The following is a 17,208-nucleotide window of genomic DNA, read 5'->3' on the forward strand; positions in this document are numbered from 1 at the left end:
AAAGAAATAGGATTTACCATGAGGACGTTAGACCAATATTAGAATGCCACTTAGGACCTCTGAAAGGAGAGCAAATATGTGATAAATTGAAAGGAAAATTTGCCTCTAGAGTTGAACAAATAGATCGAATAATTTCTAGCTTAAACGAATCTAAATTCATTTTATCTCAATACATATAAGCACATCCTCTCCGTCAGAATAGTCGCTCTATAGCATTACAAAAATTTGCACCAAATCTCAAGCATGGTTCAGAAGTCGTCAGCATAGGATACCGAGACATAGACGGAGCTTTTTCGATTTAGAAATGGCAGCGTAATAACGAATGACTGCACTCACTGCCATTTTTGTATGATTCTTTATTTCTCTTCTACAAATGATCCGAAATATTTGAATCCCCTATTCAACCGTGACCGATTTAGCCAGATTGCGCGGCTGATCGACGTCAGTTCCTCTAATCAAAGCCACATGATAGGCTAAAAGCTGCGTTGGAACAGTATACACAATCGGGGCCAGCAGCTCATCCACATGCGGGAGATCCATTACTTTCATCGTATCATCGCTTTTAAAGTTGGCATCCTTATCCGCAAATACATACAACAGGCCACCACGTGCCCGCACTTCTTCAACGTTTGATTTCAGTTTTTCCAGCAGTTCATTATTCGGGGCAACGACGATAATGGGCATCTCAGCATCGATGAGTGCTAGCGGGCCATGCTTCAGCTCGCCAGCCGCATACGCTTCGGCATGAATATAAGAGATCTCTTTCATTTTTAGCGCGCCTTCCAGGGCAATAGGGTATTGGCTTCCCCGCCCCAAAAACAGGCTATGTTGCTTATCTGAAAAATCTTCAGCTAGTTGTTCGATCTCTTTATCCAACATCAGCGTTTGGGTAATTTTAGCGGGCAATGCCAACAAGCCCGAGATAATTTGCTGTTGCTTTTCATCACTCAGACCCCGATGGCGACCAATAGCAACCACCAGCATCATCAGCGCCGTGAGCTGAACCGTAAATGCTTTCGTTGAGGCAACCCCAATCTCCGGTCCTGCTTTCATCATATACGCCATATCTGATTCACGAACTAAAGATGAGCCTTCAACATTACAAATTGTCAGTGAGCTCATATAGCCCATCTCTTTAGCCAACCGCAGTGCCGCCAGAGTATCGGCTGTTTCGCCACTTTGAGACAAAGTCACGAGTAGACTATTTCTAGGAACAAATGATTTGCGATAACGAAACTCCGAGGCAATTTCAACATTACAAGAGAGATCGGCCAATGCCTCAAACCAATAACGCGATACCATTCCCGCATTATACGAAGTCCCACAGGCGACAATCTGAATGTGTTCAACATGCGCTAAAAGATCAGCTGAGCCGGTACCAAAGACATCGTCAAGTACATGGCCTGATTGAATTCGCCCTTCCATCGTACGCTGCAAAGCCATCGGCTGTTCATAAATCTCTTTAGCCATAAAATGCTTATACGGACCCTTATCACCACTATCGTGTGAAGCATTCGATTCGCTGATAGCCCGTTCAACAGGCTGACCTTCGCGATCAAAAACTTGAACACGATGACGGGTGATCTCGGCAATATCCCCTTCTTCTAAGAAGGCAAATCGACGGGTTACCGGTAATAAAGCCAACTGATCAGAGGCCACAAAATTTTCACCCAAGCCATAACCGATAACCAAGGGACTCCCGCTACGAGCAACCACAATTCGATCAGGCTGCCGTTTATCCATAATGGCCATGCCATAGGCGCCTTCGAGCTGTTGACTTGCCAATTGCACGGCTTCACGCAACGAGATATCAGCTTTAAGCAAATCGTGGATCAAGTGAGCAATGACTTCGGTATCGGTTGCCGACTCAAACAAATAACCTTTCTGGATGAGTGCATCCCGGATCACCCGGTAGTTTTCAATAATGCCATTATGCACAACGGCAATCGTTTCACATGAAACATGAGGATGAGCATTGATTTCACTCGGCTCACCATGAGTAGCCCAGCGGGTATGCGCAATACCGGTTCCCCCAGCGACAAACTGTGTATTTAAAGCCTCTTCCAGCGCTTGTACTTTTCCTAAACGCCGAACGCGAGTGAGAGCGCCTTCAGAATTCACAATCGCAATACCTGCTGAGTCATACCCGCGGTACTCTAACCGGCGTAATCCTTCAACTAAAATGTCAGCCACATCTCGTTGGGCCACTGCTCCGACAATTCCACACATAGTTCATCAGCCTCTATTTAGCGTCACAAGCAGCACGAATCACGGTAACTCCGTGTGCTTCAATCTGTTGTTGTTGGTCTTCAGTTAAACGATGATCGGTAACAAAAACCGATATTTTATCCCATGCCAATTCTAGGTTATGCATCTTGCGGCCGACCTTATCGGACTCCGCCATCACAATGACTTCCCGAGCAACCTGGGCCATCACCTGACTCAAACCGAATAATTCATTAAAGGTCGTCGTTCCCCGATCAACATCGATACCATCGGCCCCAATAAACAGTTGGTCAAAGTCGTAAGACTGTAAAACCTGTTCTGCCACTTTGCCCTGAAAGGCTTCTGAATGCGGATCCCAGGTCCCTCCGGTCATCAGCAGCACGGGTTCGTTTTCCAACTCACGCAGGGATGCCGCGATACTGAGTGAATTGGTCATCACCACCAATCCCTGTTTGGATGATAATTCGGGAAGTAAAGCCGCTGTCGTTGATCCAGAATCTAGGATCAAACGATGATGATCTTTAATTAAAGTTGCAGCGGCTTTGGCAATCATTTTCTTTCGATTCGAAACTTCTGGTTCATTTTTATCATCCATCAACAATTCACTTGGCAATGGAATCGCCCCCCCATAACGGCGGAGCAACAAACCGTTACTTTCCAATTCAGCGAGATCTTTACGGATAGTCACCACAGAAGTATTAAAATAATGGGCTAAGTCATCTACCTTCACTTCACCTTGCTCATTGACTCGCTCGACAATTAACCGACGACGCTGCTGAATATTTCGTTTACTCATAAAATATGATAACTAAAGTTTCGATTTGAAAGTTATTATTATTCAATCGAAACTTTATATCAATGGTTTTAGCTGAAATGAGGAGGAATAAAACAGATCAGAAATGAAAGGAGGGATTAATACGGGACATCAAAATATGATCCTGCCACTTGCCATCAATAAACAAATAGTCACGAGCAAAACCTTCTTCGACAAAACCCACTCGTTTTAACAACCGGCCACTGCGCAGATTTGAAGGAATATAATTGGCCATCAGCCGGTGTAGTTTAAGGCCGTTAAAAATTGCGGGGATCGCGGCCGTTAAAATTTCCGTCATGATCCCTTGCCCTTGATACTGTTCATCCAAACCATACCCCAAGTAGGCTGACTGAAAAATACCTCGAACAATATTGGAAACATTGACCGTTGCAATAATCGATTCTCGCTTTTGATCCAACGCCACTAGAGGCAAAATCTGCCCCTGACTGGCTTGTAGCAGATAATCATGGATCCGCTGTTGCGTTCCCTTCAGAGTAAAATAATGGGCACTCCGAGGAGGCTCCCATCGCTCTAAATGCGTCTTATTGCGTTGGACATAATCTTGTAGCAACCGATCCAGACCGGGAGTTAACGCCACAATCAATGAACGCTGTGTTTGAACCTGAAAATGCAACAACCTAGTTCGCCTTGTCGATTTTAACTGGGCGTTTCCAGCTCGGTACAGAAACCTGCTTACTCCGAGACAGCGTTAATTGTTCATCTGGGGTATCTTTGGTGATCGTCGAACCGGCCCCAATCGAGGCATTCTTACCCACTTTAACCGGAGCCACCAGCTGGCTATCACTCCCGATAAATGCCCCATCACCAATTTCAGTTCGAAACTTATTCACCCCATCATAATTACAGGTAATCGTCCCGGCACCAATATTGACCTGTTTACCGACCAGTGCATCGCCTAAATAACTTAAATGACCACATTTGGAACCTTCACCCAATACCGCTTTTTTCAGTTCCACAAAATTGCCCACATGCGCATCCCGACATAATTTAGCGCCAGGGCGCAGCCGGGCAAATGGTCCAACCGAACTAAACGGTTCGAGTTCAGCGCCTTCGATCACAGTATTGGCTTTTACTTCACAATCATCACCAATCACACAATCTTTAAGTACACAATTGGGCGCAATCGTGACGCGCTGCCCCAGAACGACCCGACCTTCAAAGACGCAATTAACATCAATCACGCAATCCTGACCATGCTCCAAGCTGCCACGCAAATCAAAACGGTTCGGATCCATCAGGGTAACGCCGGAGGCCAACAATTTATGGGCCATTTTAAGCTGATAAGCGCGTTCCAATGCCGCCTGCTGGATCCGGTTATTGACACCTGATACTTCGTTGACATTCAGCGCGGTAACACTTTTAACACTGTGGCCCTCTTCGGCCGCCATCCGGATCACGTCGGTCACATAGTATTCCTGTTGGGCATTATCGTTAGTTAATTGGCTTAAGTACCGCTGCCAAAGCGCTCCACTGGCTGCCATAATACCGGTATTCACTTCCGTGATGGCTAACTGTTCCGGTGTCGCATCTTTCTGCTCAACAATTTCACTAATATCCCCGGCACTATTGCGAACAATCCGGCCATAGCCCGTTGGATCTGGCTGATTGATGGTCAGCAGCGCAATACCTTCAACAGGTTTAGCATCTACCAGCCGCTGCAAAGTTTCCACTTCAACCAGTGGCGTATCACCATAGAGCATCAGCACCGTATCATCCGCTTTAAACTGAGGCGCAGCCTGTAACATAGCATGACCTGTTCCCAGCTGTTCGACTTGTTCAACCCAGTTTAAGTCATCACCGCTAATTCCCTGCTTGAGTTGGTCACCCCCATAGCCATACACCAAATGGATTGGCTTAGCGCCTATCGCTCTGGCACTGTCAATAACATGCTGAACCATAGCCTTGCCCGCAATCGGATGTAAAACTTTAGGTAAACTTGAATACATTCGAGTCCCTTTGCCTGCAGCAAGAATGACCACACTTAAGCCCATGGATAACTCCACTTTTAAATTCATAATGATAGCTAGATTATAACAATTGGAGCTCAATAGAACAGCCATTCACGATGGGATCATGACCGAGCTATTTGAGCTAATGGGCAGATAATGTTTGAGTGGCCCATCCTGATATGGGAGGGCTATCTGTTAAAAAGGTATTCGCTACAAACTTATTCGTAAGACCGTTTGGTTTACATAAAGGCGAGTTTGTCGGTAAACCAGGATGAGGGAATTTGTGAATCGAGAAAAACTCAATATAAAATAATGAGGTAACGCCATCTTCAGAGCACGATAGTGCTTTTTATATATTAGAGCCCTTTGGTCAGGAGAAGCGTATTTTCCGAATTCAGATACCGGGAGCAACTGTTCTTCCCTTTATTTTCAAAGAGGAGATATAAAAAAGGCAACCCAAAGGTTGCCTTATATTTTTTGCTGTTCACTATTAATGATCGCGGCCTTTGACAATGTCCAGAACTCGTAACTGAGCGATAGCTTTCGCTAATTCACTTTGAGCCTGAGCATAATCAACATCACTATGAGGATTACTAATTCGCTCTTCAGCGGATTTTCTTGCCTGTTCAGCTTTAGCGCGATCCAAATCTTCACCACGAATTGCCGTATCAGCTAAAACAGTAATGACTTTCGGCTGAACTTCAAGGATCCCACCTGATAGGTAGATCACTTCTTCAACGCCATGCTGTTTTACAATACGAACCATTCCTGGCTTAATCGGTGTCAGCAACGGAGCATGACCATAATGAATGCCAAGTTCCCCTTCCTGACCGGTCACCTGAATGCGCTCAACAAGCCCTGAGAACATTTTATTCTCAGCACTTACCACATCCAAATGGACTGTCATTGCTGCCATGATTGCCTCCTAAAACGATTAAGTCCTCTTTCTTAATGAAAGATTACAGTTTTTTGGCTTTTTCAACCACGTCTTCAATAGCACCACAATACAAGAATGCCTGTTCAGGGATATCATCATAATCCCCATCCAGAATTCCTTTAAAACCACGAATGGTTTCTTTCAGTGGCACATAGATACCTGGTGTACCGGTGAAGACTTCGGCAACATGGTAAGGTTGTGTCAGAAAACGCTGAATTTTACGAGCACGGGCCACAGCCAGTTTATCGTCTTCTGAAAGTTCATCCATCCCCAAAATGGCGATAATGTCTTTCAATTCTTCATAGCGCTGTAAGACAGTCTGTACACCACGAGCAACGTCATAGTGTTCCTGACCAATAACCATAGGATCCAACTGACGACTGGTTGAGTCCAGAGGATCCACCGCAGGATACAAACCTAACGCCGCAATATTACGCGACAATACGACGGTTGCATCCAAATGCGCGAATGTTGTTGCAGGTGATGGGTCAGTCAAGTCATCCGCTGGCACATAAACAGCCTGGATAGATGTAATTGAACCACTTTTAGTTGACGTAATACGTTCCTGCAGAACACCCATTTCTTCGGCCAGTGTTGGCTGATAACCCACCGCAGATGGCATACGACCTAACAGCGCTGATACTTCAGTCCCAGCCAAGGTATAACGATAAATGTTGTCAATGAACAACAATACGTCACGGCCATCGTCACGGAATTTTTCTGCCATAGTCAGACCAGTCAAAGCAACCCGCAGACGGTTTCCTGGTGGCTCGTTCATCTGACCATAAACCATTGATACTTTATCGATAACGCCAGATTCTTTCATTTCGTAGTAGAAGTCGTTCCCTTCACGAGTCCGTTCCCCTACCCCGGCGAATACAGATAAACCTGAGTGTTCTTTGGCGATGTTGTTAATTAACTCCATCATGTTGACGGTTTTACCAACACCGGCACCGCCGAACAAACCAATTTTACCACCACGGGCAAATGGGCAAATCAGGTCAATCACTTTTACACCCGTTTCTAACAATTCAACGGTGTTTGATTGTTCTTCATAAGTTGGTGCAGCCCGGTGAATGATATATTTTTCATCAGTTTCAATATCACCCACACCATCTACAGGTTCACCCAGAACGTTCATAATCCGTCCCAGAGTTCCTTCACCAACAGGTACTTTAATTGCTTCGCCAGTGTTGCCAACAGTCATACCACGACTCAAGCCATCTGATGACCCCATCGCAATACACCGTACAACGCCGCCGCCAATTTGCTGCTGAACTTCAAGTACTAACCCATCAGCACTTTCAACTTTCAGCGCATCGTAGACGTGAGGCACGCTGTCCAGTGGAAACTCAACGTCCACAACAGCGCCAATAATCTGGACGATGTTACCGTTACTCATGTTGATTCCTCTAAATTCTTTATGCTTAGCTGCCTTAAACCGCTGCAGCACCTGAAACAATTTCCGTCAGTTCCTGAGTAATCGCTGTCTGACGTTCTTTGTTGTAAACCAATTGCAGATTATCAATCAGGCTGGTGGCATTATCAGTTGCAGACTTCATCGATATCATTCGGGCAGCCTGTTCGCATGCCAAGTTTTCAACGCATGCCTGATATACCTGAGACTCCACATAACGAACCATCAATGTATCGAGAATATCTCGCGCATCGGGTTCATAAATATAGTCCCAGTTACGTTTTGCAATTTCAGGATCATCTGCTTTAGGCAGTGGCAAAATCTGATCGATTTTCGGCTTTTGAACCATCGTATTAATAAATTCGTTATAAACCAAAAATAACCGGTCTAAACGCCCTTCATCATAGGCATCCAGCATGACACGCACGGTACCCACCAACTCGTCAACCGTTGGGTTATCACCCAACCCTGAGTTTTGGGCAACTACGTGTCCACCGTGACTATTGTAAAAAGCAGTGGCTTTTGACCCTAACAGGGCTAAATCGACTTCAACACCTTTTTCACTCCAGGATTGCATATCTTGCAAAGCTGTTTTAAACGCGTTGATATTTAAACCACCACATAAACCACGGTCACTGGAAACAATGATATAGCCGACGCGCTTAGGTTCACGTTCTTGAGTATAAGGATGTTTATACTCAAGTTTCCCAAGCGCGATATGACCGATCATTTTGCGCATTGTGTTTGCATAAGGACGGCTTGCTTCCATTCGCTCTTGCGAACGTCGCATTTTACTTGCCGCAACCATCTGCATCGCCTTGGTAATTTTCTGAGTGTTCTGAACACTGCCAATTTTACCTTTAATCTCTTTTGCGCCGGCCATAATTTACGCTCCTATCAAAGTGGATTACCAAGTCTGAGTTGATTTGAAAGACTCCAGTAGAGTTTTCAATTTGGCATCAATCTCTTCGTTGAAAGCACCAGCTTCATCGATAGTCGCCAACAGTTCTGCATGTTCAGCTTTCGCATATGAAATCAATGCAGCTTCAAAATCGACGATTTTCTTCTCTTCGACATCATCCAAGAAGCCGTTTTCAGCAGCATACAAGCCTAAAGCCTGCTCAGAAACAGTACGAGGAGAGAACTGACCTTGTTTCATCAATTCAGTTACTTTACGACCGTGATCCAACTGTTTACGAGTTGCTTCATCCAAGTCAGATGCAAACTGAGCAAACGCAGCCAGCTCACGATACTGAGCCAATGCAGTACGAATACCACCAGACAGTTTTTTGATGATTTTAGTCTGTGCCGCACCACCGACTCGAGATACTGAAATACCAGGGTCAACCGCAGGGCGAATCCCTGAGTTAAACAGCTGGGTAGTCAAGAAGATCTGACCATCAGTAATCGAAATTACGTTGGTTGGTACGAATGCAGATACGTCACCCGCTTGCGTTTCAATAATAGGCAATGCAGTCAATGAACCGGATTTACCTTTCACTTCACCTTTAGTGAACTCTTCAACGAAGTGTTCGTTCACCTGAGCAGAACGTTCCAACAAACGAGAGTGCAAATAGAACACATCCCCAGGATACGCTTCACGACCTGGTGGACGGCGAAGCAACAGTGAAATCTGACGATAAGCAACCGCCTGTTTTGACAGGTCATCATAAATAATCAGCGCGTCTTCACCACGGTTACGATAATACTCGCCCATTGCACAACCGGCATAAGGAGCCAGATATTGCAACGCAGCGGTATCAGAAGCCGAAGCCGCAACAATCGTTGTATATTCCAACGCACCATGTTCTTCTAAATGGCGAACCACGTTGGCAATGGTTGATGCTTTCTGACCGATCGCAACATAGATACATTTAATCCCAGAATTTTTCTGGTTAATGATGGCATCCATGGCAATGGCTGTTTTACCAGTCTGACGGTCACCAATGATCAACTCACGTTGGCCTCGACCAATTGGGATCATGGCATCAATCGCCTTAATCCCGGTCTGTACTGGTTTATCAACTGATTTACGAGCCATAACCCCAGGGGCAATCACTTCTACAGGTGAGAAACCATCATGTTCAACAGCACCTTTACCATCAATCGGCTGACCCAGTGTATTGACCACTCGGCCTAACAGGCCACGACCAACCGGAACTTCAAGAATACGGCCAGTACTGTAAACTTTATCACCTTCAGCCAAATCGGCGTAAGGTCCCATCACAACCGCACCGACGGAATCACGTTCCAAGTTCAGTGCAATCGCATAACGGTTGCCAGGAATCTCGATCATTTCACCCTGCATGACTTCAGCAAGGCCATGAATACGGAGAATACCGTCACTTACAGAAACGATAGTCCCTTCATTACGAGCTTCACTTACAACCTCGAACTGTTCAATTCTTTTCTTGATCAGTTCACTAATCTCAGTGGAATTCAGTTGCATGCTCTATTCCCCAATTACGCTTTGAGCGTGTCAGACAGTTTAGATAGTTGCCCTTTCACAGAGCTATCAATCACCAGATCGCCAGCAGTAATGACCATTCCGGCAATGAGGCTACTATCAACACAGCAGTCAAGCTGCACACTGCGCGCTAATCGTTTTTCCAGCGCTTCAGTTAATGTTTGCAGCTGTGGCTTCGACAATTCAGTTGCACTAGTTACACGAACAGTTATTTGTTTCAGATGTTCAGCCTGTAACTCTAAAAATTCATCGCAAACTGATGGGAGTACTCCCAGTCGCTTATTTTCGGCCATAACTCGGATAAAGTTCTGACCGTGCTCGTCGAGTTGCTCCCCACAAACACTGATGAAAAAATCAGCCATCAACTGGGTTTTATCAGCGTTCGTCAAGAATTCAACCACCTGTTGGTCTTTAGCGACTTCACTCGCAAAACCTAACATAGTAGCCCAATTATCGATCGCCTCATGCTCAACGGCATATTCAAACGCAGCCTTCGCGTAAGGGCGAGCAATGGTTTTTTCTTCAGCCATAAGCTCTTCTTATACCCCTCTAAAGCTCTGCGAGCACCTTATCAAGAATGTCTTTGTTAACATTAGCATCCACAGAGCGCTGCAAAATTTTCTCAGCACCTTCGATAGCTAATGCAGCGACCTGCGCACGCAATTCTTCACGAAGACGATTACGTTCAGCTTCTAATTCAGACTGACCCTGAGCAACAATTTTCTCACGTTCAGCTACAGCTTCCTGTTTCGCTTCATCAATAATCTGCGATTTGCGTTTATTCGCTTGCTCAATGATAACGGCGGCTTCGTTTTTGGCATTTTTTAACTGATCTGCTGCTTTTGTTTGTGCTAGCTCCAGATCTTTTTTAGCCCGTTCTGCACTGTCTAAACCATCAGCAATTGTTTTCTGACGATTTTCAATAGCCGCCAACAATGGTGGCCAGACAAATTTCATGCAAAACCAGACAAAGATAATAAAAGCGATAGCCTGGCCGAGGATGGTTGCATTGATGTTCACTGCAATACCTCTCTTAACTTAAAAAAAGTGAATTAAATATCAATTTATGAGCAGTGGTATGAAATCATTAAGCCACAGCGAACATGACGTATAGACCCAAACCAACAGCAATCATAGGAATCGCATCAACCAGACCCATAACGATGAAGAACTGGGTACGAAGAAGAGGAATCATATCAGGCTGACGAGCCGCACCTTCCAAGTATTTACCACCTAAAATACCAATACCAATCGCTGCACCGATTGCTGCCAAGCCCATCATTAAACCTGCAGCAATGAACAACAGATCCATACTCAAATTTTCCATTAGTTTCTCCAGTATTTCTATCGACTAAAGTTATTAAACAAGAGTTAAAGACTTAATGATCTTCACAAGCCTGAGATAAATAAACAATCGTCAGGACCATAAAGATAAATGCTTGTAACGTAATAATTAAGATGTGGAAAATTGCCCATGGTACCGACAAAATCCACTGGATCCAGAACGGCAACAACGCAGCAATCAGGATGAAGATCAACTCACCTGCATACATGTTACCAAACAGTCGTAACCCCAACGAAATAGGTTTCGAAAGAAGTGAAATAACTTCTAAGATCAAGTTGATTGGACTCAACGCCCAATGATTAAAAGGTTGCATAGTAAGTTCTTTGATAAACCCACCAACCCCTTTCACTTTAAAACTATAAAATAGAGTTAAAAAGAAGACACTTAAAGCCATCGACATCGTAATATTTACATCCGCGGACGGAACGACGCGAAAATACTTCAACCCCAGAGATTCAGCAACGTAAGGGATAAAATCGATTGGGATAATATCCATGAAATTCATCAGGAATACCCAAACGAAAATGGTCAGTGATAATGGTGCAATTAATTTATTGCGGCCATGAAAAATATCATTCACAGACCCATCCACAAACTCAACGATAATTTCAACGAAACATTGAAATTTACCCGGGACTCCTGTTGAGGCTTTTTTTGCTACGGAATAAAACAACCATAGAAAAAGAACACCCAAAACAATTGAAAACCCTAAAGTATCAACGTTGAACTGCCAAAACCCAGAACCCATTTGCAAATTATGCAAATGGTGTGCGATGTAATCCGAGGAAGTCATCGGTTCTCCAGTTGCAGCCATACAAAAAGTCCTACCTTTTATTCTGAAAAATAAGTAATAGAGTAAAACAATGCACTATCACACTCCCAATAAAAGCCAGTAAAAAACACAGGCCATTTAAAGAAAAGAAGTGAAGACTGATAGCACCAAGTCCTAACACCAATACCAGTTTAACTGCCTGACCTATGTAGATTTTTTTTACGCCAAATGCGTCTTCGTTCCACCTATCAAACAACATGGAAAACGAGATAAAAAACCAATTCGGAATAAAAAAAACAATAGAGCCCAAAATTACTGAAAAAATGTATGACGTATTTTCAGTAACAGTGGCTCCCAAGGCCATCATAAAAATAAAACAGGCTTGATAACCGATCAAACGAACTACACGCGTATGTGTATATTCGACAAACCGTTCAGACACTGTATTACTCCCTGTCAGCATCGAGTCACATACTGCAAACCGCTAACAAGCGCTGCAATTATACGTTGCTAAAACATCATTGCAATCTTGTTAACAACACGAAATGTTTCCTTATAAAGATAACTTTCGCGTTACATCAGCAATATATTTTGCAGATAGAAACTAACGCCCATATATTCAACCTGTAGCACTCTTGGCATGTTGACTCATGTCAATTTATTACATGATTGGCCGGCAAAAATACGCTATAAAGAAATAAAATTACAGTATCTTTCTCAAAATAGTTAACGAAACTTATTAATAATTTGATCTAGTTCTGATAATGATGTGTAGCTAATGACTAAACGACCTTGGCCTTGTTTAGTCTGTTGAATTTTAACAGCAGAGCCAAGTTGTTCTGAAAGACGCTGCTGCAACCGTTCAACATCTGGATCAGACTGAACCGGCGCTTTAGCAGGTGCAGGATTAAGTATTTTTTTAACTAACTTTTCCGTATCTCGAACAGTTAGCCCTTTGGCCGCAATCAGCCGTCCAGCTTCAATCTGTTGGATACCTTCAAGTGCGAGTAAGGCTCGGGCATGCCCCATTTCGATATCACCGTGTTCCACCAGCAGTTTGACTTCATCGGTCAAACCATTTAGCCGTAATAAATTACTGATAGCGGTGCGGGATTTACCAACAGCATCAGCAACCTGCTGATGCGTCAGGGAAAATTCATCAAGAAGCCGCTGCAATGCTGAAGCTTCTTCCATCGCATTGAGATCTTCACGCTGAATATTTTCAATCAACGCCATCGCCACCGCTGCATCATCTTCAACATTTTTGATAATACAAGGAACGTCATGTAAGCAAGCAATCTGAGCCGCTCGCCAGCGCCGCTCACCGGCAATAATTTCGTATTTTTCAGGTCCGATAGCACGAACCACTATGGGCTGAATGACCCCTTGAGCCTGAATCGATTGCGCTAATTCTTCCAGGGCCTCGCTCGACATATCTTTACGTGGCTGATATTTACCCGATTTTAACCATTCAATCGGTAGCGAACGTAACGATGAATCACCTTGCCCAGGCAACGATGCATCATCATCGGCTAAATACTGTTCTCGCTGCCGAGCTGAATGACTGGTACTGAGTAAAACATCCAGGCCTTTACCTAAACCACGTTTACGAGGCGACATTGATGAATCTGCTCCCATGATAATTAACTCGCTGCAACCGTCTGACTAGATTCCTGACGACGAATAATTTCGCCAGCCAGAGCCAGATAGGCTTTCGCTCCATTTGATGTTTTGTCGTAATACATGGCAGGTTTACCAAAACTAGGCGCTTCAGCTAACCGGACATTACGGGGAATGACGGTTCGATAAACTTTTTCACCAAAATGTTGCTTGAGCTGGCTGGCTACATCGGCTGCCAAACGGTTTCTTGGATCAAACATCGTTCGTAAAATCCCCTCAATTTTGAGATTGGGATTCACGACAGAAGCCAACTTACTAATGGTATCCATTAACGCGGTCAGTCCTTCCAATGCATAATATTCACACTGCATCGGCACCAACACTGAATCAGCTGCAGCCATGGCATTCACGGTTAACATATTCAGAGAAGGCGGACAATCAATGAAGATATAATCATATTGATCCCGAACGGGTTCCAGAGCATTACGCAATCGAACTTCGCGAGCGAAAAATTCCATCAATTTAATTTCAGCCGCAGTAACGTCAGAATTAGCCGCTAATAAATCGTAACCCCCAGAGGTTTCATGAACCACAAGCTCCTGAATGGGTTCTTCATCCACGAGCAATTCATAGCTCGTTTTAGGAACCTCATATTTATCGACTCCACTGCCCATCGTCGCATTTCCCTGCGGATCGAGATCGATCAACAAGACTTTACGTTTGGTCGCTGCCATAGAAGCAGCCAGATTGACACTTGTAGTCGTTTTACCAACGCCACCTTTTTGGTTAGCAACGGCGATCACTTTAGCCACGATAGTCTCTACTTTTGATTAAAAGTTCTTTCAATAATAACGAGATGACGCTGCCCTTCAAGTCTTGGAACCTGTAACTTGATAATATCAGTTACGGCAAAATCATCACTTAATGCTTCAATTTCCGGCTCTGGAACAATTCCTTTCAGCGCGTAAAATTTACCATGATTTGCCGGTAAGTGAGAACACCACTGTAACATATCTGCCAGTGAGGCAAAGGCCCTGCTTAAAACACCATCGAATTTGGGACCATTTTGATAATCTTCAACCCGACTTTGTATCGGGGTGACATTAGTCAGTTTAAGTTCATGGCACACTTGAGTGATAAAACGAATTCGTTTTCCCAATGAATCCAGCAGTACAAACTGTTTATCCGGATTCACAATAGCCAATGGTAATCCGGGAAGACCTGGGCCAGTTCCCACGTCGATAAAAGATTGCCCTTGAAGATAAGGGCTAACCACCAGTGAGTCCAGAATATGCCGAGTCAACATCTCTTTTGGATCACGAACCGATGTTAAATTATAAGCTTTATTCCATTTATCCAGTAACTGAACCAATTGAATTAATTGTTCTGACTGAAATGGCTCTAACTGAATATGGGCTTCTGCCAGTAGCGAATCTAATAATGATTTTAGCACCCGATCACCCTTATGCTGACTTCCGAGCCAGATCATGTTTTTTAAGATAGACGAGTAGCAACGATATTGCTGCCGGGGTAATACCAGATATCCGGGAAGCCTGACCAATGGTTTCGGGACGAGCCGATTCCAATTTAGCAACGACTTCATTGGATAAGCCACTAATCACTTTAAAATTCAAATTTTCAGGGATTAAAGTCCGCTCATGACGTCGATTTTTTTCAATCTCTTCTAATTGACGTTTGATGTAGCCATCATATTTAACCTGAACCTCGACCTGTTCCGCCGCGCTGGCCTGTTCAAGACCCGGACCGAATATCGAAACGGACATGAGTTTTTCATAGGTCATTTCGGGACGACGTAACACTTCTTCCAGTCGATGTTCACGGTTGATCGGAGTTTTTAGTAATGGTGTAAGTTCATTGATCCCCGGCGTATTGGGATGTACCCAGGTATCACGAAGTCGTTGCCGTTCCAGTTCAACCGCTTCTTGTTTTTCGTTAAATTTTTGCCAACGATAATCGTCGACTAATCCAAGTTCACGGCCTTTCGGAGTAAAACGAATATCGGCGTTATCTTCCCGCAGCAGCAAGCGATATTCTGCACGACTGGTAAACATTCGATACGGTTCTTTCGTACCTAAAGTTGCCAGATCGTCAATCAATACGCCAACATAGGATTCCTCACGACGAGGGGCCCATCCTTCTTCGTCCCAGGCTAGACGTGCGGCATTGAGTCCTGCGATGATGCCTTGAGCGCCCGCTTCTTCGTAACCGGTGGTCCCATTGATTTGTCCGGCAAAGAATAATCCATGGATATGTTTATTCTCGAGTGTCATTTTGAGATCGCGGGGATCAAAATAATCATATTCAATGGCATAACCCGGTCTTAGGATATGTGCATTTTCAAGACCTTGAATAGAGTGAACCAGTTCGACTTGAACATCAAACGGCAAACTGGTCGAGATCCCATTCGGATATACTTCATGAGTGGTTAACCCTTCAGGCTCTAAAAAGATCTGATGACTGTTTTTATCGGCAAACCGATTGATCTTATCTTCGATCGATGGGCAGTAACGAGGGCCGATCCCTTCGATCACCCCGGTAAACATCGGGCTACGATCCAATCCACCCCGGATGATCTCATGAGTTCGCTCATTGGTATGCGTGATATAACAAGGAATTTGCTGTGGATGTTCGCTGCGATCCCCTAAAAATGAAAATACAGGTTCAGGCATATCTCCGGGTTGCTCTTTCATGACTGAAAAATCAATGGTTCGGGCATCGATACGAGGAGGTGTACCGGTTTTGAGACGAGCAATACGCAGTGGCAGTTCATGTAATCGTTCAGCCAATCGTTGTGCTGGTGGATCACCGGCACGCCCGCCGGCGTAATTATCTAAGCCAATATGAATACGCCCAGCTAAAAAGGTCCCTACTGTGAGAACAACCGTTTTAGCATATAATTTTAATCCCGCCTGAGTGACAACACCGACTACCCGTTCACCTTCGACGATTAAGTCATCACAGGCTTGTTGAAATAGATACAGATTAGACTGATTTTCCAGCATTTGGCGAACAGCAGCTTTGTAGAGCAACCGGTCTGCTTGAGCTCTCGTAGCCCGAACAGCTGGACCTTTACTGGAATTTAAAGTTCTAAATTGAATGCCGCCCCGATCGGCTGCGCGAGCCATGATCCCGCCTAAAGCATCGATCTCTCGAACTAGATGTCCTTTGCCGATCCCACCGATCGCCGGATTACATGACATTTGTCCAAGCGTTTCAATATTGTGAGTCAGCAGAAGTGTTTTTCTGCCCATTCTTGCTGCAGCTGCAGCTGCTTCTGTGCCGGCGTGACCACCACCGACAACGATGACATCGAACTGTTGTTTAAAGAACATCTGACAAGCCTCGTTACTTAAATCGATCCCTGTTGAAGGGGGTACATATTCTACCGATTTAATGAAGCAGAAGAAACGATCATTTTTAAAAGGATCGCGTTAAAGATCTTAATTAAATAATATAAAGATCTTATTTAAAGATCTTTTATTAGATCTACTATTAGGGATCGCAGATCCTGTGATCAACGTTTAAAAACATATAAAAATCAAACTATTAAATAAGATCAAAAGATGTGCAAAAACTGAGATCTGATCGCGGAGAAGCTGGGATCAAGATCCTTGTTTAT

The 17,208-nt window shown here is 44.3% G+C and carries 17 protein-coding genes; all 17 read right to left on the reverse strand.

The features are described from left to right. Positions 1–396: 396 nt before the first annotated feature. The gene (gene glmS / locus ABUE20_RS13410) at positions 397–2,229 is read right to left on the reverse strand and encodes a glutamine--fructose-6-phosphate transaminase (isomerizing) (protein ID WP_408620447.1); all 1,833 of its coding nucleotides are present in this window, start codon (positions 2,227–2,229) and stop codon (positions 397–399) included. Between the two features lie 13 nt (positions 2,230–2,242). After that, the gene (locus tag ABUE20_RS13415; RefSeq protein ID WP_408620448.1) at positions 2,243–3,022 is read right to left on the reverse strand and encodes a DeoR/GlpR family DNA-binding transcription regulator; all 780 of its coding nucleotides are present in this window, start codon (positions 3,020–3,022) and stop codon (positions 2,243–2,245) included. A 97-nt stretch (positions 3,023–3,119) separates the two neighbouring features. Next, positions 3,120–3,677 (reverse strand): GNAT family N-acetyltransferase, encoded by a 558-nt coding sequence (locus ABUE20_RS13420; RefSeq protein ID WP_408620449.1) that lies wholly within the window; start codon positions 3,675–3,677, stop codon positions 3,120–3,122. 1 nt (position 3,678) lies between these two features. Next, a complete protein-coding gene (gene glmU / locus ABUE20_RS13425; protein ID WP_408620450.1) occupies positions 3,679–5,052 on the reverse strand; it encodes a bifunctional UDP-N-acetylglucosamine diphosphorylase/glucosamine-1-phosphate N-acetyltransferase GlmU in 1,374 nt (457 codons plus the stop codon). Positions 5,053–5,500: 448 nt separating this feature from the next. Next, positions 5,501–5,926 carry a F0F1 ATP synthase subunit epsilon gene (locus ABUE20_RS13430; RefSeq protein ID WP_408620451.1) on the reverse strand — a complete coding sequence of 142 codons (426 nt, stop codon included), beginning with the start codon at positions 5,924–5,926 and terminating at the stop codon, positions 5,501–5,503. Positions 5,927–5,969: 43 nt separating this feature from the next. Further along, entirely contained in the window at positions 5,970–7,349 is a 1,380-nt protein-coding gene (gene atpD / locus ABUE20_RS13435) for a F0F1 ATP synthase subunit beta (protein WP_408620452.1), read from the reverse strand. A 34-nt stretch (positions 7,350–7,383) separates the two neighbouring features. Then, positions 7,384–8,247: a F0F1 ATP synthase subunit gamma gene (atpG, locus tag ABUE20_RS13440; protein WP_408620453.1), complete on the reverse strand. Its 864-nt coding sequence runs from the start codon at positions 8,245–8,247 to the stop codon at positions 7,384–7,386. Positions 8,248–8,271: 24 nt separating this feature from the next. Then, positions 8,272–9,813 carry a F0F1 ATP synthase subunit alpha gene (gene atpA, locus ABUE20_RS13445; RefSeq protein WP_408620454.1) on the reverse strand — a complete coding sequence of 514 codons (1,542 nt, stop codon included), beginning with the start codon at positions 9,811–9,813 and terminating at the stop codon, positions 8,272–8,274. Between the two features lie 14 nt (positions 9,814–9,827). Continuing rightward, the gene (gene atpH / locus ABUE20_RS13450) at positions 9,828–10,361 is read right to left on the reverse strand and encodes a F0F1 ATP synthase subunit delta (RefSeq protein ID WP_408620455.1); all 534 of its coding nucleotides are present in this window, start codon (positions 10,359–10,361) and stop codon (positions 9,828–9,830) included. A gap of 19 nt (positions 10,362–10,380) precedes the next feature. Then, a complete protein-coding gene (gene atpF, locus ABUE20_RS13455) occupies positions 10,381–10,851 on the reverse strand; it encodes a F0F1 ATP synthase subunit B (protein WP_408620456.1) in 471 nt (156 codons plus the stop codon). Positions 10,852–10,918: 67 nt separating this feature from the next. After that, the gene (gene atpE / locus ABUE20_RS13460) at positions 10,919–11,158 is read right to left on the reverse strand and encodes a F0F1 ATP synthase subunit C (protein WP_408620457.1); all 240 of its coding nucleotides are present in this window, start codon (positions 11,156–11,158) and stop codon (positions 10,919–10,921) included. Between the two features lie 52 nt (positions 11,159–11,210). Then, positions 11,211–11,990, reverse strand: coding sequence for a F0F1 ATP synthase subunit A (gene atpB, locus ABUE20_RS13465; protein WP_408620458.1), 780 nt, complete (start codon positions 11,988–11,990; stop codon positions 11,211–11,213). Positions 11,991–12,000: 10 nt separating this feature from the next. Then, complete coding sequence (locus ABUE20_RS13470) at positions 12,001–12,390, reverse strand: ATP synthase subunit I (protein WP_408620459.1); 390 nt, start codon at positions 12,388–12,390, stop codon at positions 12,001–12,003. A gap of 284 nt (positions 12,391–12,674) precedes the next feature. Continuing rightward, the gene (locus ABUE20_RS13475) at positions 12,675–13,568 is read right to left on the reverse strand and encodes a ParB/RepB/Spo0J family partition protein (protein WP_408620460.1); all 894 of its coding nucleotides are present in this window, start codon (positions 13,566–13,568) and stop codon (positions 12,675–12,677) included. A gap of 23 nt (positions 13,569–13,591) precedes the next feature. Beyond that, positions 13,592–14,380: a ParA family protein gene (locus tag ABUE20_RS13480; RefSeq protein ID WP_408620461.1), complete on the reverse strand. Its 789-nt coding sequence runs from the start codon at positions 14,378–14,380 to the stop codon at positions 13,592–13,594. A gap of 8 nt (positions 14,381–14,388) precedes the next feature. Continuing rightward, positions 14,389–15,057 carry a 16S rRNA (guanine(527)-N(7))-methyltransferase RsmG gene (gene rsmG, locus ABUE20_RS13485; RefSeq protein ID WP_408620462.1) on the reverse strand — a complete coding sequence of 223 codons (669 nt, stop codon included), beginning with the start codon at positions 15,055–15,057 and terminating at the stop codon, positions 14,389–14,391. Beyond that, on the reverse strand, positions 15,032–16,921 hold the full coding sequence (gene mnmG, locus ABUE20_RS13490) for a tRNA uridine-5-carboxymethylaminomethyl(34) synthesis enzyme MnmG (protein WP_408620463.1): 1,890 nt from the start codon (positions 16,919–16,921) through the stop codon (positions 15,032–15,034). The genes rsmG and mnmG overlap by 26 nt, the downstream gene beginning before the upstream one ends. Positions 16,922–17,208 lie beyond the last annotated feature (287 nt).

This window comes from Celerinatantimonas marina (assembly GCF_046054165.1).
Lineage (GTDB): Bacteria > Pseudomonadota > Gammaproteobacteria > Enterobacterales > Celerinatantimonadaceae > Celerinatantimonas.